Below are 23,160 nucleotides of genomic sequence, written 5' to 3' on the forward strand. Positions count from 1 at the left end.
GTTCAGGGCGCATCGCCTCCCGGCGTGAGCATCGATGGCAACCTGCTCTGCGGATGCGCCTTGAGCAGTTGATAGGCGATGCCGCCTACGCCTGACAGCAATCCCGGCGAGAAGGTGTCGCGAACCATGCCACACACTGCCCCGTGTTCCTCGATGCTGGTGAGCAGGTGCTCCAGCAGGTCTTCGCGTGTGAGGTCGCGCGGACCTTCGCCTGCGGCGATCGCCGCATCGAGCAGCTGCCACGCCGAAGCATCGCCGTGGCAGGCGGAATGGTTCCAGCCCAGGCCCTGGCGCCAGGTGGCGGCCGCCGCGCGGCGCAATAGCTCGCGGGTCGCCGGATGCTGCAATTGCGGATCGAGATCCAGATGCGCCAAGCCGATGCCGACTGCACCATGGCACCATGCGGCGGCGGTCTTTGCGCCGGGAAGCATGCGCAGATCCAGCCAGTTCTGTTCCTGGTGATCGAACAGGGCATCTTCGAAAGCGAACGCCGCCCGCGCGGTTTCCCCGTAACGGCTCTCGCCGGTGGCCCGGGCCAGCCGGGTCAGTGCCCAGCCGATGCCGGTAACGCCGTGCGCGAATCCGCCCACGCCCTTCGGCCAGTGCTCATGCACCCAGTACGCGCGATCGCCATCATGCACGGCCTGCGCACAGAGCCGGTCACCGAGCTCGCAGGCCATCTGCAGGTAGTTCGCATCACCTGTCTGTCGTGCCAGCAAGAGCAGCGGCGGAATCGCGCCCGCAATGCCGGAAAGCACGTCGTTCATTTCGGCGGCGGCGGCCGCATCCGGCATGCTGTCGGCCAGCGCGCAAGCACGAGCGCATCCATCACCGCGATCCATGCCCCACGAAGCCAGTACCAGCCGCGTCCAGATCAGCGAACCCAGGCCAACATAGCCGCCCGGAGGCAGCGGCCGGACCTTGATGGAGTCCCTGCGCTGGCTCTCGCATTTTGCCTCGGCCAGATCAAGGGTCACTAGGGCCGCGGCCAGCAGTTCATCCAGACCCTCGATGCGGTCGGCGCGCCCGGCGCGGGATTCGCGCAGATAGGCTGCGATCAGCAGTGCAATGCCCGAGGTGCCGCCGTACAGATCCTGCGCCAACGGCTGTACCGACCAGCCGGTGACCGGGTCGAAGACCGGCGCGATCCAAGCCACGCTGCCGTCGTCGCCATGGATGGCGGTGGCTGCGAGCTCTCGCACGATCCGCGCCGCCTCGGTGCGCCGCCGCAGCTCCAGGTTGCCGTGTTTCGCATGGGCAGGCCATAACGAGACCTCCTCCGGCATCCAGCCCTGGTTGATGTAGGCGCTGATCAGGGCGGCCTGGATCACATGGCGTTCCAGACGCAGGTCGGCGGCGCGCCAGTGATCCAGCGCCGCGAGTATCAGGTTCGTCTGCGGGCGCCAGCAGGTACCGCGCGGACCTTCCAGCCGTCCGCTGCCGGGGGTGGTGGCGAAGAACGGGATGTCGCCTTCCAGGAGATCGGCGATCTCGGCGTCGATGACGGCCGGGTCACCTGGCGCGATCGATACATTGGCGGCCATCCGTGCGAGCAGATCGTGCGCGCGTCCCCGGGCGTTCTGCTCGTTGTGCAGCGACACCGGATGCCACAGCATCCGCGCCAGCTCGGCGTAGACCTCGGTGGCGCGCGTCACCACGCGGATACGGCAATCGGCAAACGGCTCCAGCCGGGCCAGCAGGCTGCCGGCGTCATCCAGCCGACGCAAGGTGGCGGTCATCGCATCGAAAGCGGCGATGACCTCGGGCCAGTATCTCGACAGCGCTGGCTGGGGGCTCGGGTGATTCTGCGCAGCGCGGGCCTCGACCATCGTGGTACCGACATACGCCTCGTCCGTGCCGGCATTGAGGATGTCCGGCTGGGGCAGCATGGGCTGCTGGCCCGGCAACGAGCCGACGGCCGATGTGTCGACTCCGCGCCAGCCCAACCCCGCGCCCCGCCCCGGCAACATGCCGATGCTCAGGACGGTGCCCGCGACGAGTTCGGCGGCACGATCCGGCGCCTGGCCGAAACCGGAGGGCGAAGGTGGAACCTTCGGCGTGAACAGCGTTTCGCAATCGATCACCACCGGGCTTGCACCGTGGGCGATCAGGTTTTCCGCATGCAGGTCGCTGCCGCCGAGCAGCCGCATGATGGCCAGCCAATGGCCAATGCCGCGATAGAAGCCCAGCAATTCGTCGTCGTCCGCGGCATGGCGATGACCGACGAACTCGGTCCAGCCATGGTCCTCCTGGTCGACGACGCGCGGCACGCGGATCGTCAGCGGCGTGGAATGATCGTCGGCAAGCCCTTCGATGAATCGGGCCAGTGTCGCGTCCACGGCCAGCGAGCGCGGCTTGTATACCATTCGCCCGGCTTCGCAGCGCAACACTGCGACGGTCTGCCCGCTGCGATGACTGTCACCGGCGCCGAAACTCACTTCCAGCAACTGGCCCGGCTCGCCGCCACACAGGCATGACAGGCTGGCCCGGTCCGCTGCCCAGCGCTGCGCGAATTGCCAGGCGGCGGCGCAGCGATTGCGCACGATGCTGTCAACGCGTGCCAACAGGTTCGGATAGTGCTCGACCAGGCTGCTCCAGAAATCCCGTCCGGAAGACAACGCGAGGAATTCTTCCCAGCGCTGCGCGGGTTCCCCTCCCTGCAATCGCCCGCTCACTCGCGCGGCATTGAGCTCAAGCACCAGCACCCGGCTCAATCGGGCATGCAAGGTCGCACAAAGAGATTCGCGCACAGCCGCCAGGATGGCGTCGCGCTCATTCGCATCAAGTCCGGCGATCTGCGCAAGCTGGGTTGCCAGTCCGTCCATGCCGGACGAATACAGGCAACCCAGTGAAGCGTTGAAATTGCCGGCGTCCGCAGGGGACGCCATGCGATCAGCAGCAGTAACGGGTATGCGAACCCGTACAGGCCGTGCCGCATCCGCCAATCGTCCTGATGGCGGCCTCACTGGTGATTTCGGCCTCGGCGAACGCGCCGCCGCTGAACAGCGGACCGGCAGGGTTGCCTTGCTCGGCGTCGTCGCGCCACTGGGCGATCATGTCTGCACCGTGATTATCCATAACATCACCTCGCTGGAAGTTTCAGGAATCGTGCGGAGGGTGCGGAACAGAACGAAATCGTGCGTGCACGAACCTTGTGCACTGGTGTATGCCGAGCCGTCACATCCCGTAACCCCTGCCGACACGCGGGAGGTTGAAGCAACCTCCCGACGCCGATGTTAGGGAGTGGCAAGAAAGCATTATTGTGATCCACGGCACAGTCGGGCGTAGGCCAAACCGTACAGAAATGCCCGTCTCAACCCAGCGCCAGCACGTCGCCCAGCAAGGCCTGCGCGGTCACTTCCGGGCCGGCGCCCGGGCCCTGGATCACCAGCGGCTGGGTGTTGTAGCGGGTGGTGGTGAGGGCGAACTGGTTGTCGGTGCCGTACAGGCGCGCGGCGGGATGGGTCAGCGGCACTTCGGCCAAGCCGACGCGGGCCTGGCCGCGCTGGTTCAGGCGGGCGAGGAAGCGCAGCACGCAGCCGCGCGAGCTGGCCTCGGCGTGGCGGGCGGCGAGGGCGGCGTCCAGCTCGTCCAGCCGCGCCATGAATGCCTCGGTGTCCAGCGCGCGCAAGGACGGCGGCACCAGGCCTTCCACCTGCACCTCGTCGGTGCCCAGGGCGTAGCCCGCGTTGCGGGCGATGATCAGCAGCTTGCGCGCCACGTCCTCGCCGGACAGGTCCGAGCGCGGGTCGGGTTCGGTATAGCCAAGCTGGCGCGCCTCGCGCAGCAGTTCGGAGAACGGGCGGCTGCCGTCGTACTGGTTGAACAGCCACGACAGCGAGCCGGAGAAGACGCCTTCCAGGGTCAGCAGTGCGTCGCCGCAATGGCGCAGCCGGCGCAAGGTCGACAGCACCGGCAGGCCGGCGCCCACGGTGGCCGAGTCGCCGTAGCGCCCCCCTTGCGCCAGCGCGGCCTGCAGCGCGCGCCAGCCGGACAGCTCGCCGCCGGCCAGCGCCTTGTTGGCGGTGACCACGTGATAGCCCTGCGCCAGCCATTCGGCATGGCGCGCGGCCAGGGTCGCGCTGGCGGTGGCGTCGATGATCACCCTGACCGGCGCGCCGCTGGCGTCCAGCGCCGCCCGCAGGCCGGCATCGTCGCGTGGTGCGCCGTGCTGGTTCAGCTGTTCGCGCAGGTTGCGCTGGGCGAGCCGGGCCGGCTCGGTCTGCTGGCGCCGCGAATTGGCCGCGCCGACCAGCCGCAAGGTGCTGGCGGACGAGGTGTTCAGCAGCTTCAGCAAGGCGCCGCCAACCACGCCGGTGCCCAGCAGGACGACGGCAATCGCAGGCGCGGACCCCGACCGCGGAAACAGGACCGGATCGGCCGGCACCGCGCTCATGCAGGTACCCGGCGTTTGGACGTCTTTACGGCGATGGCGCGCTGCAGCCCCGCGTCCAGATCGCGCAGCAGGTCGTCGCCATCCTCGATGCCCACCGACAGCCGCAGCAGGCTGTCGGAAATGCCGGCGGTGCGGCGCGCCTCCGGCGCCATCGAGGCGTGGGTCATGCTGGCCGGATGGGCGACCAGGCTCTCCACCCCGCCCAGCGATTCGGCCAGCGAGAAATGTTGCAGGCCATCGACGAAGGCGTCGACCTGGGCCACGTCGCCGGCCAGCTCGAAGCTCAGCATGGCGCCGAAGCCCTGCTGCTGGCGACCCGCCAGCACGTGGCCGGCGTGGCTGGCCAGGCCCGGGTAATACACCGTGCGCACGGCCGCGTGGGCCTCCAGCCGTTCGGCGATGCGGGCGGCGCTTTCCTGGTGCTGGCGCAGGCGCACACCCAGGGTGCGCAGGCCGCGCAGGGTGAGGTAGCTGTCGAACGGCGCGCCGGTGAGGCCGTTGCAGTTGGCCCACCATTTCAATTGATCGAACACCGCCGCCTCGCGCGCCACCACCGCGCCACCGACCACGTCGCTGTGGCCGTTGATGTACTTGGTGGTCGAATGCACCACCACGTCCGCGCCCAGCAACAGCGGTTGCTGCAACGCCGGCGACAGGAAGGTGTTGTCCACCACCAGCAACGCGCCCACCCCATGCGCGGCCTGCGCCACGTGGCGGATGTCGGTGATCCGCAGCAGCGGGTTGGATGGGGTTTCCACCCACACCAGCGCCGGGTGGCGCGCCAGGCCGGCGGCCAGCGACACCGGATCGGTGAGGTCGGCGAACTCGACGCTGAAGCGGCCCTTCTTCGCCCAGGCATCGAGCAGGCGCCAGGTGCCGCCGTAGCAGTCGTGCGCCGCCAGCACGGTGGCGCCGGCCGGCACCAGTTCCAGCGCCAGCGCCACCGCCGACATCCCGCTGGAGGTCACCACCGCGCCCACGCCCTGCTCCAGGTCGGCCAGTGCGTCACCCAACAGGTCGCGGGTGGGGTTGCCGCTGCGCGAATAGTCATAGGCGCGCTTGCGGCCGAAACCGGCGAAGCTGTAGTTGGTCGACAGGTGCAGGGCCGGCACCACGGCGCCGTGCTGGGTGTCGCTCTCGATGCCGGCGCGCACGGCGCGGGTACAGGGGGCGGTGGTATCGCTCATGACAATCTCCGGATCGTATGCGTGGTGTTCTTGTCGCAGGGGGGCGATGCCCATCGGCGCGTTGAGGAGCGAGCAATGCCCGCCCTACAGGGCTAGCGCTTCGCGCAGCAGGGGTGCGAGTTGTTCGGGTTCTTTCAGGAAGGCGTCGTGGCCGTACGGCGACTCGACCACTTCCAGCGTGGCCGGGCCGCGCAGGCGACGCTGCAATTCGCACAGGTCGGCCAGCGGCACCAGCCGGTCCGACGGGAAGCCGATCAGCGTGGTCGGCGTGGGCACCTGCTCGGGCGCCACGTCGTGCAGGTCGATCGACTCGGACAGGGCGAGGAACCGCTCGGCGTCGAAGCGCTCGACGAAGCGGCGGCCCTGGTGTTCCAGGTAGTCCTCGACCGGGAAGTGGAAGCGATCGTCGCGGAATGCCGGGGCGCCGGCGAAGCGGCGGCCGAATTCGGCGCTGCCGCGGTAGGTGGTGATCGCCAGCTGCCGCGACAGCGCCAGCGCCTCGTCGACGTGGCCGCTGGCCTGGCCCAGCCGCACGATGCCGCGCTGCACGCTGCGCTGGGCGGTGCTGAGCGGATGGGCGCGATGGGCGCCGGCCAGCAGTACCAGCCGTTCCAGCCGGCGCGGATGGCGGGCGGCGAAAGCCAACCCCACCATCGCGCCATAGGACGAGCCGACGAAGGCATGCACCTGGGCCAGGCCAAGCTCGCGCAGCAGCGCGGCCAGCGCGTCGGCCTGGTCTTCGCTGGAGATGGACGCGGTGCCCAGTTGCACCGGGGTCAACCAGTCGATCGCCAGCACCCGGCAGCGGGTCAGGTCGATCGCCGCACCGTCGCCGACCAGCTCCTGCCACCAGCCCGGGACCGTCGTGCCGGCCGGGGCGCTGACGTCGCGATCGGCCGAGATGCCACCCTGCACGATCACCGTGGGCGCGCCTGCCGCGCCGTGCCACGCATAGCTGACCTCGACCGCGCGCGCGCCGACGCCGTACCTGGGGCTGAGCTGCAGCCGGCGCGTGCCGCGCTGGGCAGTGAGGCGGGCGCGGGGCTCGACTGACGACGGGGACGCGCTGTCGGCGGCGCCGCTGCAGCGCGTCTCGATACAGCGGGCTTCGGGCAGGAAGGTCATCTCGCACTCTCCGGTCGGCATCGCCCTGCGAGCTACCGGAAAGGTCGTCATCCATGGCACGACGGCAGCACGCCGCGAACCGGATCACGCCCATCTACCGGTGGATGCCGAAGCATCCCCGCAGGAGTTGGCACCGTGGCGGAAACATTCCGCAGGTTGCCCCGGCTTCAAAGGGCCTGTCCCTCAGCCGGTCTCGATGAGTGAGGCGGATCTTGAGGCCTCCAAGATCACCTGTCAATAGACGTCTAAACATCTAGACGTATATATGGACATGTCCGGAAAAATAGCGATAGGGCGACTTTCGACCAGGCATCCGTCCCACTGAACCGCCTGGCAACCGCGGCATCCCGACCGGCGCAAGGCCGTCGCCGCGCCTTCCGCGTCCTGCTAACGTATGCCGATGACTCCCCACCCCGACACGTCCGCCCTGCACACCCGGCTGCAGCGCGACGGCTTCGCCTTCGTCACCGCCGAGATCATGCGCGACCTGCTGCCCGCCTCGGCACTGACCGACTGGCCCGCCTTCGTCGCCAGCTGGAACGACCTGGCGCCGGACAGCTACCTGGCCGCCAGCGGTCGCCATCGCCGCCGCCGGCATGCCACCTTCTCCGCCGACGCCGGATACGGCGTGCGCGCCGAAGCGCACCAGCCGCATTACCAGAGCCTCCACTACAACCCGCTGCAGGGCGACATCCTGCGCTGGTTCGAGCCGGTGCTGCCGGCGATCGCCGACGGCGCCAGCCTGCGCCGCATCCTCGCGTTCTGCCACGAGCGCTTCGGCGCGCTGGCACCGCAGGTGCGCCACTGGCACGTCGAGGTGCACCAGTTCCGCATCGAGGCCCGCGCGGACGAGGCCGGCGAACCCACCCCCGAAGGCGTGCACCGCGATGGCGTCGACTACGTGCTGGTGCTGCTGATCGACCGCGAGAACATCGAGCGCGGCACCACCACCATCCACGCGGCCGATCGCAGCGAAGTCGGCCACTTCACCCTGACCCACCCGCTGGACGCCGCCCTGGTCGACGACCACCGCGTCTTCCACGGCGTGACCGCGGTGACCCCGCTCGATCCCGCGCAAGCGGCGCATCGCGACGTGCTGGTGGTGACCTTCCGGCGCGACGCCGCACCGCGCTGAGAGGTTGTGATTTTTTCAACCTCGAAGCCCGGCCACGGATGGCCGGACGCGGATCGGTCACACAAGTGACTGATTCGCGTGAGCACGTCCTGGCATGTACCGGACGTGCGATAGAAGAAAACCACAGGAAGTGGTTTTCTTCACAAGCTCTGAGAGGTCGTGATTGCGGGCGACCGGCGCGACTGCAACACTGCCGGCCAGCCACTCCTCTCGCCAGCCAGGGAACCCGCCATGTCCGTTGCCGCCAACATCGTGATCGCGCTGATTGCGCTGCTGCACCTGTGGTTCCTGGTGCTGGAGATGTTCCTGTGGACGCGGCCGTCCGGGCGCCGCGCGTTCGGCACCACGGCGGAGTTCGCCGAACAGTCGAAGGCGCTGGCGGCGAACCAGGGCCTCTACAACGGCTTCCTCGCTGCCGGATTGGTGTGGGGACTGCTGCTGGGCAACGGCGGCGCCGGCTTCAGCGTGAAGCTGTTTTTCCTCGTCTGCGTGCTGATCGCCGGCATCTACGGCGGACTGACCGCGGCGAGGAAGATCCTGCTGTTCCAGGCGCTGCCCGCGCTGGTCGCGCTGGTGTTGATCCACCTGGCCTGATGGTTCGCCACCCGTGACGTCACTTCCCCGCGAAGCGGTCGGCCAGCGCTACGACCCGGCATTGATGCAGCGCGCCCGCGAGCGCAGCTGGGACGCCCTGCACGGCATCCGCCAGCGCATGCGCCCCGGCATCAGTGAGGACGAGGCCAGGGCCGAGGCGATGGAGGTGTTCCGCGAACTGGGCTGCGAGCGGCTGTGGCATCCGGTGCTGGTACGCATCGGCGCGAATACCACCAAGGCCTACCGGCAAGCTTCCGATCCGGGCGTGCGGCTGGGCGAGAACGACAGCTACTTCATCGATCTCGGCCTGGTCTTCGACGGCCATGAAGGCGACGTCGGCGACACCTTCGTGATCGGGGATGCCCCGCAACGGCAGGCCTGCGCCGAGGCGGCGCGCGCGCTGTTCCACGAGGTGGCCGAGGCCTGGCGTGGCCGGGGACTGAGCGGCCAGGCGCTGTATGCGTTCGCCGAGGCGCGCGCCGCCGCGATGGGCTGGCGCTTCAACCAGGCCACCAAGGGCCACCGGGTGGGCGACTTCCCGCACGCGATCCACAAGGGCGGGGACCTGGCCGACCTGGGCGCGCCGCCGTCACGCGACCTGTGGATACTGGAGATCCAGATCGCGCACCCCACCGAACCGTTCGGCGCGTTCTACGAGGACCTGCTGTCCGGCTGACGGCGTGGCCGTCGCATCGCCCGCATTGAAAATCCCCGCTACAGACGGCATGTGTGCGGTCTGTTCCCGACACGTCATCGTGTCGCTCTATGGAGTTCTGCCCGTGGCCCGCAACAAACCCCTGAACCTGTATCGCAACATCGGCATCATCGCGCACATCGACGCGGGCAAGACCACGACCACCGAGCGTGTGCTGTATTACACCGGCAAGAAGCACCAGATCGTCGACGTGCACGACACCAAGGAAGGCAAGGGTTCCACCACCACCGACTACATGGAGCAGGAGCGCAAGCGCGGCATCACGATCCAGTCGGCTGCCGTGTCGGCGGTGTGGAAGGGCCACCAGATCAACGTCATCGACACGCCGGGACACGTCGACTTCACCATCGAGGTGAACCGCTCGCTGCGCGTGCTGGACGGCGCCGTGGTGGTGTTCGACGGCGTCGCCGGGGTGGAGCCGCAGACCGAGACCAACTGGCGCCTGGCCGATCAGTACAAGGTGCCGCGGCTGTGCTACGTCAACAAGATGGATCGCATCGGCGCGAACTTCGCGCATTGCGTGAAGGGTATCCGCGAGCGCCTCGGCGCCAACGCGCTGCTGTGCCAGGTGCCGCTGGGCAGCAGCGACGAATTCGTGGGCATGGCCGACCTGGTTGCCGGCGTGGGCTACATCTGGGCCTCGGACGACAAGGACAGCGTGTGGGAGAGCGTGCCGCTGGAACAGCTGAAAGACCGCCTGAAGTTCGGCTCCGACGCCGACAACGCGTGGATCGCCGACCTGCCCAGGCTGCGCGAGGACCTGCTGGAAAGCGCGCTGGCGCTGGACGACGACGCGTTCGAGCATTTGATCAACACCGGCGAATTCGACCCGGCCGTGCTCAAGCGCTGCATCCGCAAGGGCACCGTCACCGGTGAGCTGGTGCCGGTGCTGTGTGGCTCGTCGTACAAGAACAAGGGCGTGCAGCAGTTGCTGGACGCGGTCGTCGACTACCTGCCCTACCCCGGCGAGAACGGCGGCATCGCGATGGTCGACGAGGACGGCAACGTCGTCGGCGAACAGGCGGTGACCGACGACGCGCCGGCGCGCGCGCTGGCGTTCAAGGTGATCAACGACCAGTTCGGCACGCTGACCTTCTGCCGCATCTACTCCGGCGTGATCAGGAAGGGCGACACCCTGCTCAACGTGACGCGGGGCAAGAAGGAGCGCGTGGGCCGCATCGTCGAAGTGCAGGCCGACGACACGAAGGAGATCGACGAGGTCCGCGCGGGCGACATCTGCGCCTTCGTCTCGATGAAGGACACCGAGACCGGCGACTCGCTGAGCGATCCGGCGCACCCGGCGCTGCTCGAGCGCATGCGCTTCCCCGACCCGGTGATCAGCGTGTCGGTCGAGCCGAAGAGCCGCAACGACGTCGACAAGCTGTCCACCGCGCTCTACAAGATGGTCAAGGCCGACCCCTCGCTGCGCATGGAAGTGGACCAGGAAACCGGCCAGACCGTGCTCAAGGGCATGGGCGAGCTGCACCTGGAAATCACCATCGACCGCATGCGCACCGAACTGGGCGTGGAAGCGAGCATGGGCAAGCCGCGGGTGAGCTTCCGCGAGGCGTTCGGCCAGACCGTGGAGCACACCTATACGCACAAGAAGCAGAGCGGCGGATCGGGCCAGTTCGCCGAGGTGAAGATGATCTTCGAGCCGGGCGAACCGGGCTCGGGCGTGGTGTTCTCCGACGAGGTGGTCGGCGGCCGCGTGCCCCGCGAATACATCCCCGCGGTCGAGCACGCGATCAAGACCGAGTCGCGCGAAGGCCAGATCGCCGGCTACGAGGTGGTCGACTTCAAGGCGCGCCTGGTCGACGGCAAGTTCCATGACGTCGACTCCTCCGCGCTGGCCTTCGAGATCGCCACCCGCCAGTGCTTCCGCGAGGCGCAGAAGCTCAGCAAGCCGAAGCTGCTGGAGCCGATCATGAGCCTGGAAGTGGTGACCGAGGCGACCTACCTGGGCGACGTGATCGGCGACATCAACCGCCGCCGCGGCACCATCACCGACCAGGGCCAGAAGGGCACGTCGGCCTTCGTGCAGGGCTTCGTGCCGCTGTCGGAAATGTTCGGCTACATCAACTTCCTGCGCTCGGCCACCAGCGGCCGCGGCAACTTCTCGATGATCTTCGATCACTACCAGGAAGTGCCCGCCAGCATGGTCGACAAGCTGATGGAGAAGGAAGCGAAGTAGGGCTTCGTCCTCAACTGCCACCTGATCCTCTCTCCGTGTCAAATGCGAAAGCCCGGGAGTTGCTCCCGGGCTTTCGCGTTCGTGTCGAAGGATGATGGCGATCCGGTACCGGCCAACGGATCAAGAGGGCACAGGTGCACACATGGCGAACGGGAACTTCAACCGGCCCCGAGCTGAGCCAGTTCAAAGCCTGTCAGGCCATTCGCGGCGATGCTCGCCTCCAGCACCTGCTTGGCTTCGTCATTGACATAGATTCGGATGCGCGCCGTCCGCGGATCCTTGAAGACCGTTGGCCCGACCGGCAATGCATCTGCTCTGAAAGCCTCCTTGACGATAGACCCGGAGGAGCGCCGCTCGGAGCGATCAGGATCGATGCAGTCGATCACCCGTGTGACGTTGTAGAAATACTCGATCTTGTCGTCCACCTTTGCTTCAAGCAATTGCCCGAATTGCGCCAGAAAGGCCCCCAGCGTGTCGACGGCTTTCTGGTTTAGCACCAACGAGCCGGCCAGCAGCAGGCTGACATCGCCGCGCGGCAGTTGATCCTTCTTCCGGCCCTTCTGGTAAACCTCGACGACTGGCCGCCGCTTCCACTGCCTGGGCGTGCCGTCAAATTCGAAGACACCCGAATTTACCTGCGCGTCGCTGGGCACGAGCGGAGCGAATTTGTCCGGGGATTGTGTTCTCAATTCCCAAATCGACATGTTCAAGCCCTTCTGTACGGGAAAACTCCCGCGATCATGTCCGCACGCATACTCTGCAGCTCGGCCCGGCCGGCAGCCGCCCCGTCAGTGCGTCGACCGAGCAGGCGCGCCGCGACCGTGGCGTGATAGAGCTTGCTGTGAATGGGATCATGTGCTTTCGCCTTTTCCAGGCCTGCGATGTTGGCGCCAGGCGCCCTGGGCAGGAATACGCCATTGTCCGCATCGTCGATGCCGATCCGCCAGTCGAACAAGTATTTGCGAGAGAACTTGGCGAGCCTGTGAGTTCGCGAGACGATGTGATGCGCATCCGTGCCTGGAACAATCTCGCCACGCGCGAGCTGGATGTTGCCAGAAAGCGCCATGCTGTGGTCACCGTTGGCCACTACATCCGCCTGCAATCGCCTGACGGAGACTGGCAGTTTGGTCACGCCATTCTTGTCAAGAACCAGGGATTTGCTTTAGCAAGTGCGCGCGAATTGCGTACCTGGTAGCAATTGACTGCCGAATCACCGCCAAGTACCGCGTTCGACATCAGCGTGAGTTCCATCATTTCATCAGCGGCCAAGCTCAATACGCCTATGGCCGCCCTGGCGGTTCCCTCCTCCATCTCATTCTCTCCAGTTTTTTTGTTCAAACCCGATGGTTACCCGAGCAGCCATCACCATCGCGTTTGATGCCGTGCCGGACCTCGGCTTGTGATCAATCCACAACTTTGGGAAGGCTGGAACCGCCAATGCGAGCTGACGGAGAAGGAGGTGAAGCAGGCCTTCGATGTGGATTGAAGCCGACATCTGGCGGCGGACGGATAGGCCCGGGGATGGATGCCCCGGACTTTTCATGCGTGACCGAAGAGGCCGATCACTACCTGTCGAAGCAAAGTCGCCAGCTCGGCTTGGTCATGCCTGCCAGGCGACTTGACCGGCATCGCCAATCAGCCGGCCTGACTGAACGCCGATCGTCGAGGGCGGATCGGCGCTTCGCTTCGACATGTCGCCGCGACGTTCGATGAGCGTAGACGCGCCATCGAGCCGATACGCGCCATTGGGCTTGATGGAGAAGACGCAATGGTCGGCAGCGGCTAGCGGTATTGCCACCCGGCTTGGTTGGCCGATCGAGTCGTTACGCCGCGCTTTTGACTGCTGATCACTTCGCCTGACTACGCCGGGAGTCCGTTGCAGGCGGGCCACTCGCCCTACCAGATGACGACCGGAGTCAATCGACCACGTCCGCCCGCAATTTGGGCTTTCGTGTTCGTGTTCGTGTTCGTGTTCGTGTCGAAGGATGATTGCGATCCGGTACCGGTCAACGGATGTTGCCGGAAAGCGGAAACCGCGTTCACCCGTGGCCAGAGCAAGCTCATGCAGCTGCCTGAGAACAGTACGACCACGGCTTTTTTACGCGAATTTTATGCTGTTGCCGCATGGCGCTATGCCGTTGTTACAGCCTGACGCCCAGACTGCGCGCCTGATCCGTTCCAGGTACTGCAGATGTTCCAGCTCGCCGCTCCTCACGTCGCACCGGCTTCTGCCGAAGCCCGCGCCACCGACCAGCGCGCATGAGCAACTCTCCGCAGAAACGCCGCCTCGCCGCGCTGGCGCTCGGCGCCGTGGGCGTGGTCTACGGTGACATCGGCACCAGCCCGCTGTACACGCTGAAGGAAGTGTTCGGCGCCCATGGCGTGCCGGCCTCTGCGGCAAATGTGCTGGGCGCGCTGAGCCTGGTGTTCTGGTCGCTGATCATCGTGGTGTCGATCAAGTACCTGCTGTTCATCATGCGCGCCGACAACCGCGGCGAGGGCGGCATCATGGCCTTGCTGGCGCTGGCCCAGCGCAGCGCGCGCCACGTGCCACGCCTGCGCATGAGCCTGATTGCGCTGGGCCTGTTCGGGGCTGCGCTGTTCTACGGCGACGGCGTGATTACCCCGGCGATCTCGGTGCTGTCGGCGGTCGAGGGGCTGAAAGTGGCCGCGCCCGCGCTTGAACGCTGGGTGGTGCCGATCACCATCGGCGTCATCGTCGGCCTGTTCTGGCTGCAGAAGCACGGCACCCACCGCATCGGCGCCGTGTTCGGCCCGGTCTGCGCGGTCTGGTTCCTCAGCATCGCCGGGCTCGGCGTGCTGGGTATCGCCCGCAACCCGGAAGTCCTGCTGGCGCTCAGCCCGCGCTACGGCTTCGACTTCTTTCTGCGCAATCAGGCCGAAGCCTTCTTCGCGCTGGGAGCGGTGGTGCTGGCGGTCACCGGCACGGAGGCGCTGTATGCGGACATGGGCCATTTCGGCAAGCGGCCGATCCAGCTGGCCTGGTTCACCTTCGTGTTGCCGGCGCTGGTGCTGAACTACTTCGGCCAGGGCGCGCTGATCCTGCACGACCCCGCTGCGGTGGCCAATCCGTTCTACCACCTGGTACCGCGGTCCATGCTGTACCCGATGATCGCGCTGGCGACCGCGGCCACCGTGATCGCCTCGCAGGCGGTGATCTCCGGTGCATTCTCGATGACGCGCGAGGCGATGCAGCTGGGCTACATGCCACGCATGCCCGTCGTGCACACGTCACACGAGATGGCGGGGCAGATCTTCGTGCCGTGGATCAACCGGGTCCTGCTGGTCCTGATCGTGGCGGCCGTGCTCGGCTTCCGCTCGTCGGACAACCTGGGCGCCGCCTACGGCATCGCGGTCACCGGCACCATGGTCATCACCACCCTGCTGGCCCTGGTGGTGGCGCGCCATCAGTGGCGCTGGCCTCTTCCCGCGGTGCTCGCCACCGGCGCCTGCCTGCTCACCGTGGACCTTGGCTTCTTCAGCGCCAACCTGGTCAAGGTCGAGCACGGCGGCTGGTTTCCACTGGCGCTGGGCCTGGGCGTTTTCGTGGCGATGACCACCTGGCGCCGCGGGCGCGAGCTGGTGGTGCGCGAAATCCAGCAGGGCGGCCTGGCGCTGGCGCCGTTCATCCGCAACCTGGCGGATCACCCGGCGATACGGGTGCCCGGCACGGCCGTGTTCCTTACCGCCAACCCCGAGTCGATCCCCAGCTCACTGCTGCACAACCTCAAGCACAACAAGGTATTGCACGAACGCAACGTGCTGCTCACGGTGGAGACCCTGGATACGCCCCGGGCCGACCCGGCCGAATGGTTCGAATGGACGGCGCTGGGCGAAGGATTCATCCGACTGCGCTTGCGCTTCGGCTTCGGCGAGGACCCGGATGTACCGCTGCGGCTGGCGCAATGCGGCCCGGCCGGCCTGCCGTTCGACATGATGGAAACCACCTTCTTCGTGTCGCGCGAGACCGTGGTGGCGGGCCGCCACGCCCACGGCATGGCGGCGTGGCGTGACCGCCTGTTCGCCTTCATGGCGCACAATGCGCTGTCCGCGACGGCGTTCTTCCAGATTCCTGGCAACCGGCGCATCGAGCTCGGATCGGAGGTGGAGATATGACGCGACGCCAACCAGCACCCCCCGCACCGGGGCGCCTGCTGCATGCATGAGCCGGCGTCACGCCGCCGGCGCGGTTCGGTCGTGGCCGACTACCTGTTTGCCACGATGGTCACGCTGGCGGCCTTTGCGCTGGCCTTCGTCGCCGACCGCTACCTGTCGATCGCCAACCTGTCGCTGATCCTGCTGACCGCGGTGCTTGCCGTTGCGGTGCGCAAGCGCATGGCCGTGGCCGTCTATACCGCCGTGCTCTGTTTCATCGGCGACAACTTCTTCTTCACCCGGCCGCGCCACACGCTGGCAGTCGCCAGCGCCGACGACGTGCTGGCGATCGGCCTGTTCCTGATCGTCGCCCTGGTCTGCAGCCGCATGGCCACCCGGCTGTCCAGCCAGGTCGTCTCGCTGCGTGCCGCCCAGCTGCGGGCACGCACGCTGTTGCAGCTTGGCAAGCAACTGGCAGCCGCCGCCGATGCAGCAGGGATTCGCCAGGTTGGTTCGCAGGCGCTGACGCAAGCCATCGGTGCGACGGCACGCATGCAGCCTGCCGCCGGGGACCCCGCCGCCAAGGTTGCGTCCGTCGACCCCGGCGCCGGTCTCGACGGCGAATGGGTGATTCCGTTGATCGTTGGCGCGCATGACCATGGTGCGGTCGTGTTTGCGGCGCATGAGCCGGGCGAACCCGATGCCGAGCGGCGCGAGCTGGCCGTGGCCATGGGCCAGGACATCGCCTTGGCACTGGAACGCGCCAGGCTGGCCGACGAGCTGGAGCAGGCCCGCGTGCAAGGCGAGACGGAGCGCCTGCGCAATGCCCTGCTCTCCTCGGTCTCGCACGATCTGCGTTCGCCGCTGGCCTGCATGATCGGCGCCGCCGACACCCTGGCCATGTACGAAACACAGTTGCCGCGGGGCGAACGGCAGGAGTTGTTGCAGGCGATCCTGCACGAGGGCCAGCGGCTCGATCGCTACATCCAGAACCTGCTGGACATGACCCGGCTGGGCCACGGCACCCTGAAACTGCATCGTGACTGGGTCGATGTGACCGAAGTGGTGGTTGCCGCCACCGACCGGCTGCACCGGCTGTTTCCGGAACAGCCGGTGCAGACCGGGCTGCCGCCGGATACGGTGTTGCTCTACGTGCATCCGGCACTGATCGAGCAGGCCCTGTTCAACGTGCTGGAGAACGCCGCGCACTTCTCCCCGCCGGGCGAGGCCGTGCGCATCGAGGCCGGCGCCATGGGCGAGCAGCTGCGGATCGACGTGATCGACCGCGGCCCCGGCATTCCGCCGGACGAGCGCGCGCGCATCTTCGACATGTTCTGTTCGGTCTCGCGTGGCGACCGCGGCAACAAGGGCACCGGGCTGGGACTGTCGATCTGCCGCGGCATGATCGGCGCGCATGGCGGCAGCGTGGAAGCCTTGCCCACGGCCGGTGGCGGCACCACCATCCGCATCATCCTGCCACTGCCACCTGCACCGGAGACCAGCACTTGAACACTGCCGCGCCACGCGTGCTGGTGATCGATGACGAGAGGCAGATCCGCCGCTTCCTCGACATCGGCCTGCGCGCCGAGGGATATCAGGTGCTGCTGGCGGCCAACGCCGCGGAAGGTCTTGCACTCGCCACCACCCAAGCGCCCGACCTGGTCATCCTCGACCTGGGCCTGCCCGACCGCGAAGGCCACGAAGTGCTGGCCGAGTTGCGCCAGTGGAGCTCGGTGCCGGTGCTGATGCTGTCCGTGCGCAACGCCGAGAGCGAGAAGGTGCGCGCGCTGGACAACGGCGCCAACGACTATGTGACCAAGCCGTTCGGCATGCAGGAGCTGATGGCCCGGCTGCGCGCCCTGCTGCGCCACCATCCCGCAACCGCCGCGACCGACGTGCCGCCGCGGTATGACGACGGCCATCTGGCGATCGACCTGGCTCGACGTGAAGTCAGCCTCGATGGCCAAGGGGTCGCGTTGACGCGCAAGGAATACGCCGTGCTCGCGCTGCTGCTGCGCCACGCCGGCCGCGTGGTCAGCCAGCAGCAGTTGCTGCGCGAGGTATGGGGGGCCAGCCACGTGCAGGACACCCACTACCTGCGCATCGTGCTGGGCCGCCTGCGCCAGAAGCTGGGCGATGATCCGGCCGCGCCGCGCTGGCTGAAGACCGAACCGGGCGTGGGATACCGCTTCCTGGAAGGCAGCGGCGAATCGCCGCCTGGCTGAAGTCGTGCAGACCGGCAGCGTCCCTGCCGCACCCACCGGCTCGCGGCCTCGCTGCTTGCCTACATCTCGATCTCTTCGCCGCCAAGGTCCGTGATCATCCGCTCGGCCTGCCGCACCAGCACCTGCGACGATTCCTTGTAGCGGTTCGCGATCTCGCGGATGCCGTCCGCGCAGCCGAGGAAGGCATCGACGACGTCCGGGTCGAAGTGCGTTCCGCGCCCTTCGCGGATGACCTGCACCGCCTCTTCATGGGATATCGCCCGCTTGTAGACGCGCTTGTTGATCAGTGCGTCGTACACGTCCGCCACGGCCATCAGCCTCGCCGAAATGGGAATCTCCTCCCCCTTCAGGCCCTTCGGGTAGCCGCTGCCATCCCACCATTCCTGATGGCTGTAGGCGATCTCCTTGGCATAACGCAGGAAGCCGATCTCCTCGCCGATGGCGAGTTCCGCGTTGGCAATGGCGTTGCCGCCCAGCGTGGTGTGCATCTTCATGATTTCGAATTCGTCCGGCGTCAGCTTGCCCGCCTTGAGCAGAATCCGGTCGGGAATGCCGATCTTGCCGATATCGTGCAGCGGTGCCGACTTGAACAGCAGGTCGATCGTGCCCTCGGTCAGGAAGGCGGCGAAACGCGGGTGACGGGCGAGCTTCTGCGCCAGCAGCTTCACGTAATGCTGGGTGCGCAGGATGTGGTTGCCGGTGTCGTTGTCGCGGGTTTCGGCCAGCGATGCCAGGGCGCGGATCGTCACCTCCTGGATCATCGTGACTTCCCGCGTGCGCCGCTGCACCTCGCGCTCCAGAAACTCGCTCTTGTACTTCAGGAAGTCGCGCGCCGCCTTGAGCTGCAAATGGTTGCGCACGCGCGACTGCACCAGCGGCGGACTGATCGGCTTGGTGATGTAGTCGACGGCGCCCAGCTCCAGGCCGCGACGCTCTTCCTCGACCGAGCTCATCGCGGTCAGGAAGATCACCGGGATGTCCCGCGTCCGCGGGTCCGTCCGAAGCTGCCGCAGCACTTCGTAGCCGTCCATCTCCGGCATCATGATGTCGAGCAGGATCAGGTCCGGCGGCGTCGACGCCTGCGCCAGCTGCAATCCGCGCGCACCACCAGGGGCGACCTTCACCTTGAACTCCCCGCGCAGCACCTCGCTGATCAGGGCGAGGTTTTCCGCGGTATCGTCGATGACCAGCACGACTTCCCGAGTTTCCGATTCGCTCATTGCCTGTCTCCGTTGCTTCGCGGCTGCATTCCCTGAGACCCTGTCTAACATACACCCGAGGGCTCCGGGGAAAGAATCTGTGTTCGGCGAGTCACTGCGAAAGCGCGTCGAGCGCCGTCAGCGCCGCATCGAAGTCGAACGCCGATATGGCGCGCGCCACGTCGTGAAAGACGGATGAATGTGACGCCCCGACGGTGAGGCCGAGGATCTCCTCGATCACCGCAGTGGCCTCCGCGTCGCCATCGAGCAGCAGGATGCGCAGGCGCTGGATCAGTCCCTGCAGGTACTCCGGGTCTGCACCGGCCGACGCGGCCAGCGCCTCCGGTTCGTGCGTGGTCAGGACGGCCAGCCCGGCCAGGACCTCGTCCAGTTCCACGCAGGTGCGCCGCAACAGATCGGCGATGCGGTCCGGCTCCGCATCGTCGATACAGGCAAGCTCGAGTGCGGCGGCACACGCCTGCAGCTCGCGTGCGCCCAGGGTCCCGGCGAGGCCCTTCAGGGTATGCGCCGCCCGCTGCCGATCGACCGGGTCACCCTGCTCCGACGCCTTCACGAAGCGCGTCTCGAAATCCCGCTGACCGTCGCGAAACATCGTCAGCAGCCGCGTGTACAGCGCCACGTCGTCCATCGCCGCGGCGAGGCCGGCCTTCGCGTCGATGCCCGGCAACGGCGGCAGCCGGCCGGCAGTCGGAGCGCTGATGGCGGACGACGCGATGCCCTGCGCCGGCACGGTGCCCTTCCGCGCGACCACCGACGAAGCAGCCGGCCTGATCCACTTCGCCAGCGTCGCGAACATGTCGGCGACGCGCAGCGGCTTGGCGATGTGGTCGATCATGCCGGCATCGATGACCTTCTCGCGGTCGCCGATCATCGCGTTGGCGGTCATCGCGATGATCGGCATGCCCGCCAGCGCCGGCTGGGCGCGGATGGCCCGGCTGGCTTCGTAGCCGTCCATCACCGGCATCTGGCAGTCCATCAGCACCGCGTCGAAACGGCTGTCCCGGCCAAGGATGTCGAGCGCCTCCTGGCCGTGGCCGGCAACCACCACCTCCATCCCGGCCTGGGCCAGGATCTCCCTGGCCAGTTCCTGATTGACGTCGTTGTCCTCCACCAGCAGCACGCGGGCGCCACGCAGCTGACGCAAGGCCTCGCTGTTGCGTTCGGCCTTGCGATGGACGCGGGAATCGACCACCCGGCCTTTGCCCAGCGCCTCGACCACGGCGTCGAACAGCGACGAGAAGGTCACCGGCTTGGTCAGCACGGCCTGCACCCGAACCCCGCTTTTCGCCGCGGCATCGAGTGCTTCATCGCGACCATGGGCGGTCACCATGATGACCGCGGGGAAGGAAGTCATGGCCGTGTATTCCTGCAGGCGGCGAATGGCTTCCACGCCATCCATCGTCGGCATTTTCCAGTCCATCAGCACCACGTCGTAGGGATGGCCGCCGGCTGCCGCTGCAGCTTCGGCAATCATCACCAGTGCCTGGCCACCACCGCTGGCGGTATCGACGTCCACGCCGAACTCGGCGGCTATCGTTGCCAGGATCTCCCGTGCCACGGGGTTGTCGTCGACGATCAGCAAGCGCAATCCGTTGAGATCGTCGGCATACAGTTCGGGGCGAAGCGAGGGCATGGCCTGCACACCCAGCAGCGCATGAAAATGGAAGGTCGAGCCCTGGCCCGGCTCGCTGTCGACCCATATCTCGCCACCCATCATGCCGACCAGCCTGCGCGAAATGGCCAGACCGAGGCCGCTGCCGCCATATTTGCGCGTGGTCGAGCTGTCAGCCTGGGAGAACGACCTGAACAGCGCCGAGACCTGCTCGCTGGTCATGCCGATCCCCGAATCGCGCACCTGGAAATGCAGTTCGACCTGGTCACCCCTCTGGGCAACCCTCTCGACACTGACCACGACCGCGCCCTTCTCGGTGAACTTGACCGCGTTGTTGCCCAGGTTGACCAGCACCTGCCCCAGCCGCAGCGGATCGCCGACCAGCGCGGTGGGCACGTCCGGCGCGATTTCGAACAGCAATTCGAGGTTGCGCTGCTCGGCTTTCAGGCCGACCAGGTTGGCAAGGTTGTCCATCACGTCCTCCAGGCGGAAGTCGACCGACTCCATGGTCATCTTGCCCGCCTCGATCTTCGAGAAGTCGAGGATGTCGTTGATCACCCCCAGCAGGTTCTCGGCGGCGCGGTGGACCTTCTCGATGTAGTTGCGCTGGCGCGGGTCCAGCGCGGTCTGCAGGGCCAGGTAGGACATGCCGATGATCGCGTTCATCGGCGTACGTATCTCGTGGCTCATGTTGGCAAGGAAGTCGCTCTTGGCGCGGGTCGCCTCCTCGGCGATGTCCCTCGCCCGCAGCACCTCGCCCTGGACGCGCTTGCGCTCGGTAATGTCGACCAGCCAGCCGATGATGCCGTCCTCGCCATCGAATGACAGCGGAACATAGGTACCCTGCATGTCGCGAATGCTGCCGTCGCGGACAAACAGGTGGGTCTCCGCGTTCCTGGCAAAGCCGTCGCGCCGGATGATCTCCATCAGGTCTTCGCGTTCGCGCAAGTCCACATACAGACGACGCCAGTCGTCGCCCGGGCCGAGGCCGAAGGTCTTCATGAACCGCGGATTGGCGAACTTGATCTTCCCGTCCACCGAGAAGTCGATATTGATCGGACTGGTGTCGAGGATCTTCTGGAGACGCTCGCGCTCACCCGCCAGCTTGACGGTCTGCTCGCCGACCTTGGCCTCCAGTTCGTCGGCAAAGCGACGCAGCGCCTCGCTCGCGCGAACCTCGATGGTGTTGTCCACGCCGACGGTGGCCACGCCCACTGGCGCCTTTTCACCCGACACCTCGATGGGGAACCGCACCAGCTGGTGGTGTCTGGTCTCGCCCTGGGCATCGGTGAAGCTGATGTCGAATCGCGCGGGCTCGCGCTTCCGCAGCACTTCGTCACGCTGCCGCTCGCGTTGAACCCGATGCTCCGACTCGGTGGTTTCGTAGCCCGCGGCATCGACGAAGATGTCGAGCAGCGGCGCGATCGCATCGAATCGCGAGTTGGTCTGCACATACCTTCCATCGGCGGCCTGGATGCACATGTAGGCGGGGGCGTTGCTGAAAAAACTGGCGAGGCGTGCCTCGCTGCCTTGCATGTCGCGTCGCAGGCGTGCGTCGCGATACGACAGCAGCAGCAACAAGGTCACCGCGGTCGCCGCCAGGGCGTAGACCCAGAACGCCGCGAACCGGGAAGGCCGATACGCTTCGGACTCGTCGATTTCCACGATCAGGCCAAGATTCATTTCCCGCAACCATTGGCCCGCCCCCACCACCGGCACCCGACGGTAGTCGAGGTAGTCGTCCATGAACCAGCTTTCGCCGCCGTTCGAGGCCAGGACTGCCTGCGCCAGCTGCGTCGGCGGATCGCTGTCCAGCGGAAGCGGCAGCTTGCCCGATGTCGCCGGGCGGTCCGATGGCACGCGAGCGTACAACCGGCTGACATGATTGCCCTGCGGCGTCGACAGGTTTCCCTGGAAAGCCGACTCGAAGCGGCTCGGCGTGCGCAAGCGCGCATCGCGACCGATCAGCATCGCCTCGCCGGTCTCCCCCTGCCAGCCTGCCGCCAGCAGGGGGAACAGCAACTTGCGCGGGTTGGAGCCAAGGCAGAAGTAGCCCAGCACCTGCGGCCCGTCAGCCACGGTGCGACAGGCCAGTTGCACGAAGTCGCGGTCGCCTGCGGCCTTCGCCTGCGGTGACAGCTTGGTCGCGCGGAACGGCGCGGACACGGCAAAGCCGTCGGCGGCGAGCCTGGGCAGCATCGCGGTCAGCACTTGCGAGGTGTCGCCGACATGCACCGGCTCATCCACGGCGAGGATCTTTCCCGCGGGGCTGTAGAGCACGTAGATCCTGAAGCCGTACTGGGTCTGGCGCCGGGCCGCCCAGGCGGCGGCCATCGAGCGCGCGCCGGCATCTGCCGGACTCCGCGAAAGTGCCCGGGTGAGGGCGACCAGCTCGGGGTCCTTCACGATGGCAGAGGTAGCCTCGATCTGGTTTCTGTACAGCACCTGCAGCAGATCGGCCGCGGCATCGAGGCTGGCCTTGAGCTGGGAGCGCACCGACTGCTGGTCGAGCACGCGAATCCGGTTGGCCGCCACGACGCTGAACAGCACGATGACGATCGCGCTCGACGCGGCGACCAGGGGCAACCAGTTGCGGAACGCGGTGACGCGATTGCCGCGCTCCCGAACGAACGAAATCACT

General features: G+C 67.0%; 17 protein-coding genes and 1 riboswitch. Of the genes, 8 read left to right on the forward strand and 9 right to left on the reverse strand.

Translation table 11 applies throughout. From position 1 onward, the window contains the following. Window positions 1-2: 2 nt before the first annotated feature. The 5 genes from ABNK63_RS13825 to ABNK63_RS13845 all read right to left on the reverse strand — a co-directional run bounded on the left by ABNK63_RS13825 (window position 3) and on the right by ABNK63_RS13845 (window position 6,708). The gene (locus tag ABNK63_RS13825) at window positions 3-2,888 is read right to left on the reverse strand and encodes a type 2 lanthipeptide synthetase LanM family protein (RefSeq protein ID WP_350015952.1); all 2,886 of its coding nucleotides are present in this window, start codon (window positions 2,886-2,888) and stop codon (window positions 3-5) included. Between the two features lie 4 nt (window positions 2,889-2,892). Next, on the reverse strand, window positions 2,893-3,057 hold the full coding sequence (locus tag ABNK63_RS13830) for a DUF6229 family protein (RefSeq protein WP_350015953.1): 165 nt from the start codon (window positions 3,055-3,057) through the stop codon (window positions 2,893-2,895). Window positions 3,058-3,313: 256 nt separating this feature from the next. Further along, a complete protein-coding gene (locus ABNK63_RS13835; protein ID WP_350015954.1) occupies window positions 3,314-4,396 on the reverse strand; it encodes a homoserine dehydrogenase in 1,083 nt (360 codons plus the stop codon). Then, on the reverse strand, window positions 4,393-5,583 hold the full coding sequence (gene metB / locus ABNK63_RS13840; RefSeq protein WP_350015955.1) for a cystathionine gamma-synthase: 1,191 nt from the start codon (window positions 5,581-5,583) through the stop codon (window positions 4,393-4,395). The genes ABNK63_RS13835 and metB overlap by 4 nt, the downstream gene beginning before the upstream one ends. An 84-nt stretch (window positions 5,584-5,667) precedes the next feature. Beyond that, entirely contained in the window at window positions 5,668-6,708 is a 1,041-nt protein-coding gene (locus ABNK63_RS13845; RefSeq protein WP_007807676.1) for a homoserine O-succinyltransferase, read from the reverse strand. A gap of 87 nt (window positions 6,709-6,795) precedes the next feature. After that, window positions 6,796-6,911: riboswitch (SAM riboswitch) on the reverse strand. A 197-nt stretch (window positions 6,912-7,108) separates the two neighbouring features. Between ABNK63_RS13845 and ABNK63_RS13850 the strand changes: the two genes are divergently transcribed. The 4 genes from ABNK63_RS13850 to fusA all read left to right on the forward strand — a co-directional run bounded on the left by ABNK63_RS13850 (window position 7,109) and on the right by fusA (window position 11,346). Beyond that, window positions 7,109-7,843, forward strand: coding sequence for a 2OG-Fe dioxygenase family protein (locus ABNK63_RS13850; RefSeq protein ID WP_350015956.1), 735 nt, complete (start codon window positions 7,109-7,111; stop codon window positions 7,841-7,843). Between the two features lie 231 nt (window positions 7,844-8,074). Next, entirely contained in the window at window positions 8,075-8,437 is a 363-nt protein-coding gene (locus ABNK63_RS13855) for a DUF1304 domain-containing protein (protein ID WP_007807669.1), read from the forward strand. 13 nt (window positions 8,438-8,450) lie between these two features. After that, the gene (locus tag ABNK63_RS13860) at window positions 8,451-9,113 is read left to right on the forward strand and encodes a M24 family metallopeptidase (RefSeq protein ID WP_350015957.1); all 663 of its coding nucleotides are present in this window, start codon (window positions 8,451-8,453) and stop codon (window positions 9,111-9,113) included. A gap of 103 nt (window positions 9,114-9,216) precedes the next feature. Further along, complete coding sequence (gene fusA, locus ABNK63_RS13865) at window positions 9,217-11,346, forward strand: elongation factor G (protein WP_350015958.1); 2,130 nt, start codon at window positions 9,217-9,219, stop codon at window positions 11,344-11,346. Window positions 11,347-11,504: 158 nt separating this feature from the next. Here the strand turns inward: fusA and ABNK63_RS13870 are convergent, their stop codons facing one another. Then, window positions 11,505-12,050 carry a hypothetical protein gene (locus tag ABNK63_RS13870; RefSeq protein ID WP_007807663.1) on the reverse strand — a complete coding sequence of 182 codons (546 nt, stop codon included), beginning with the start codon at window positions 12,048-12,050 and terminating at the stop codon, window positions 11,505-11,507. Between the two features lie 2 nt (window positions 12,051-12,052). Then, on the reverse strand, window positions 12,053-12,478 hold the full coding sequence (locus tag ABNK63_RS13875) for an AHH domain-containing protein (RefSeq protein WP_350015959.1): 426 nt from the start codon (window positions 12,476-12,478) through the stop codon (window positions 12,053-12,055). A gap of 744 nt (window positions 12,479-13,222) precedes the next feature. Between ABNK63_RS13875 and ABNK63_RS13880 the strand changes: the two genes are divergently transcribed. The 4 genes from ABNK63_RS13880 (at window position 13,223) to ABNK63_RS13895 (ending at window position 17,687) form a co-directional block, all read left to right on the forward strand. After that, window positions 13,223-13,498 carry a hypothetical protein gene (locus tag ABNK63_RS13880; protein ID WP_350015960.1) on the forward strand — a complete coding sequence of 92 codons (276 nt, stop codon included), beginning with the start codon at window positions 13,223-13,225 and terminating at the stop codon, window positions 13,496-13,498. A 107-nt stretch (window positions 13,499-13,605) separates the two neighbouring features. Continuing rightward, entirely contained in the window at window positions 13,606-15,483 is a 1,878-nt protein-coding gene (locus tag ABNK63_RS13885; RefSeq protein WP_350015961.1) for a potassium transporter Kup, read from the forward strand. Window positions 15,484-15,525: 42 nt separating this feature from the next. Beyond that, on the forward strand, window positions 15,526-16,971 hold the full coding sequence (locus ABNK63_RS13890; protein ID WP_350015962.1) for an ATP-binding protein: 1,446 nt from the start codon (window positions 15,526-15,528) through the stop codon (window positions 16,969-16,971). Beyond that, on the forward strand, window positions 16,968-17,687 hold the full coding sequence (locus tag ABNK63_RS13895; protein ID WP_350015963.1) for a response regulator transcription factor: 720 nt from the start codon (window positions 16,968-16,970) through the stop codon (window positions 17,685-17,687). Before ABNK63_RS13890 ends, ABNK63_RS13895 begins: the two co-directional genes overlap by 4 nt. Before the next feature lie 59 nt (window positions 17,688-17,746). Here the strand turns inward: ABNK63_RS13895 and ABNK63_RS13900 are convergent, their stop codons facing one another. Both ABNK63_RS13900 and ABNK63_RS13905 read right to left on the reverse strand, forming a co-directional pair. Then, a complete protein-coding gene (locus tag ABNK63_RS13900; protein ID WP_007807651.1) occupies window positions 17,747-18,907 on the reverse strand; it encodes a two-component system response regulator in 1,161 nt (386 codons plus the stop codon). Window positions 18,908-18,998: 91 nt separating this feature from the next. Next, window positions 18,999-23,159, reverse strand: coding sequence for a response regulator (locus ABNK63_RS13905; protein ID WP_350015964.1), 4,161 nt, complete (start codon window positions 23,157-23,159; stop codon window positions 18,999-19,001). Window position 23,160 lies beyond the last annotated feature (1 nt).

The sequence above is a fragment of the Rhodanobacter sp. IGA1.0 genome (assembly GCF_040208325.1).
Lineage (GTDB): Bacteria > Pseudomonadota > Gammaproteobacteria > Xanthomonadales > Rhodanobacteraceae > Rhodanobacter > Rhodanobacter spathiphylli.

Coding starts and splice junctions, on each gene's coding strand:
- ABNK63_RS13850 (WP_350015956.1), top strand. CDS start 7,109: ATGACTCCCCACCCCGACACGTCCGCCCTGCACACCCGGCTGCAGCGC.
- ABNK63_RS13825 (WP_350015952.1), bottom strand. CDS start 2,888: ATGGCGTCCCCTGCGGACGCCGGCAATTTCAACGCTTCACTGGGTTGC.
- ABNK63_RS13845 (WP_007807676.1), bottom strand. CDS start 6,708: ATGACCTTCCTGCCCGAAGCCCGCTGTATCGAGACGCGCTGCAGCGGC.
- ABNK63_RS13830 (WP_350015953.1), bottom strand. CDS start 3,057: ATGATCGCCCAGTGGCGCGACGACGCCGAGCAAGGCAACCCTGCCGGT.
- ABNK63_RS13900 (WP_007807651.1), bottom strand. CDS start 18,907: ATGAGCGAATCGGAAACTCGGGAAGTCGTGCTGGTCATCGACGATACC.
- metB (WP_350015955.1), bottom strand. CDS start 5,583: ATGAGCGATACCACCGCCCCCTGTACCCGCGCCGTGCGCGCCGGCATC.
- ABNK63_RS13870 (WP_007807663.1), bottom strand. CDS start 12,050: ATGTCGATTTGGGAATTGAGAACACAATCCCCGGACAAATTCGCTCCG.
- ABNK63_RS13885 (WP_350015961.1), top strand. CDS start 13,606: ATGAGCAACTCTCCGCAGAAACGCCGCCTCGCCGCGCTGGCGCTCGGC.
- ABNK63_RS13835 (WP_350015954.1), bottom strand. CDS start 4,396: ATGAGCGCGGTGCCGGCCGATCCGGTCCTGTTTCCGCGGTCGGGGTCC.
- ABNK63_RS13890 (WP_350015962.1), top strand. CDS start 15,526: ATGCATGAGCCGGCGTCACGCCGCCGGCGCGGTTCGGTCGTGGCCGAC.
- ABNK63_RS13855 (WP_007807669.1), top strand. CDS start 8,075: ATGTCCGTTGCCGCCAACATCGTGATCGCGCTGATTGCGCTGCTGCAC.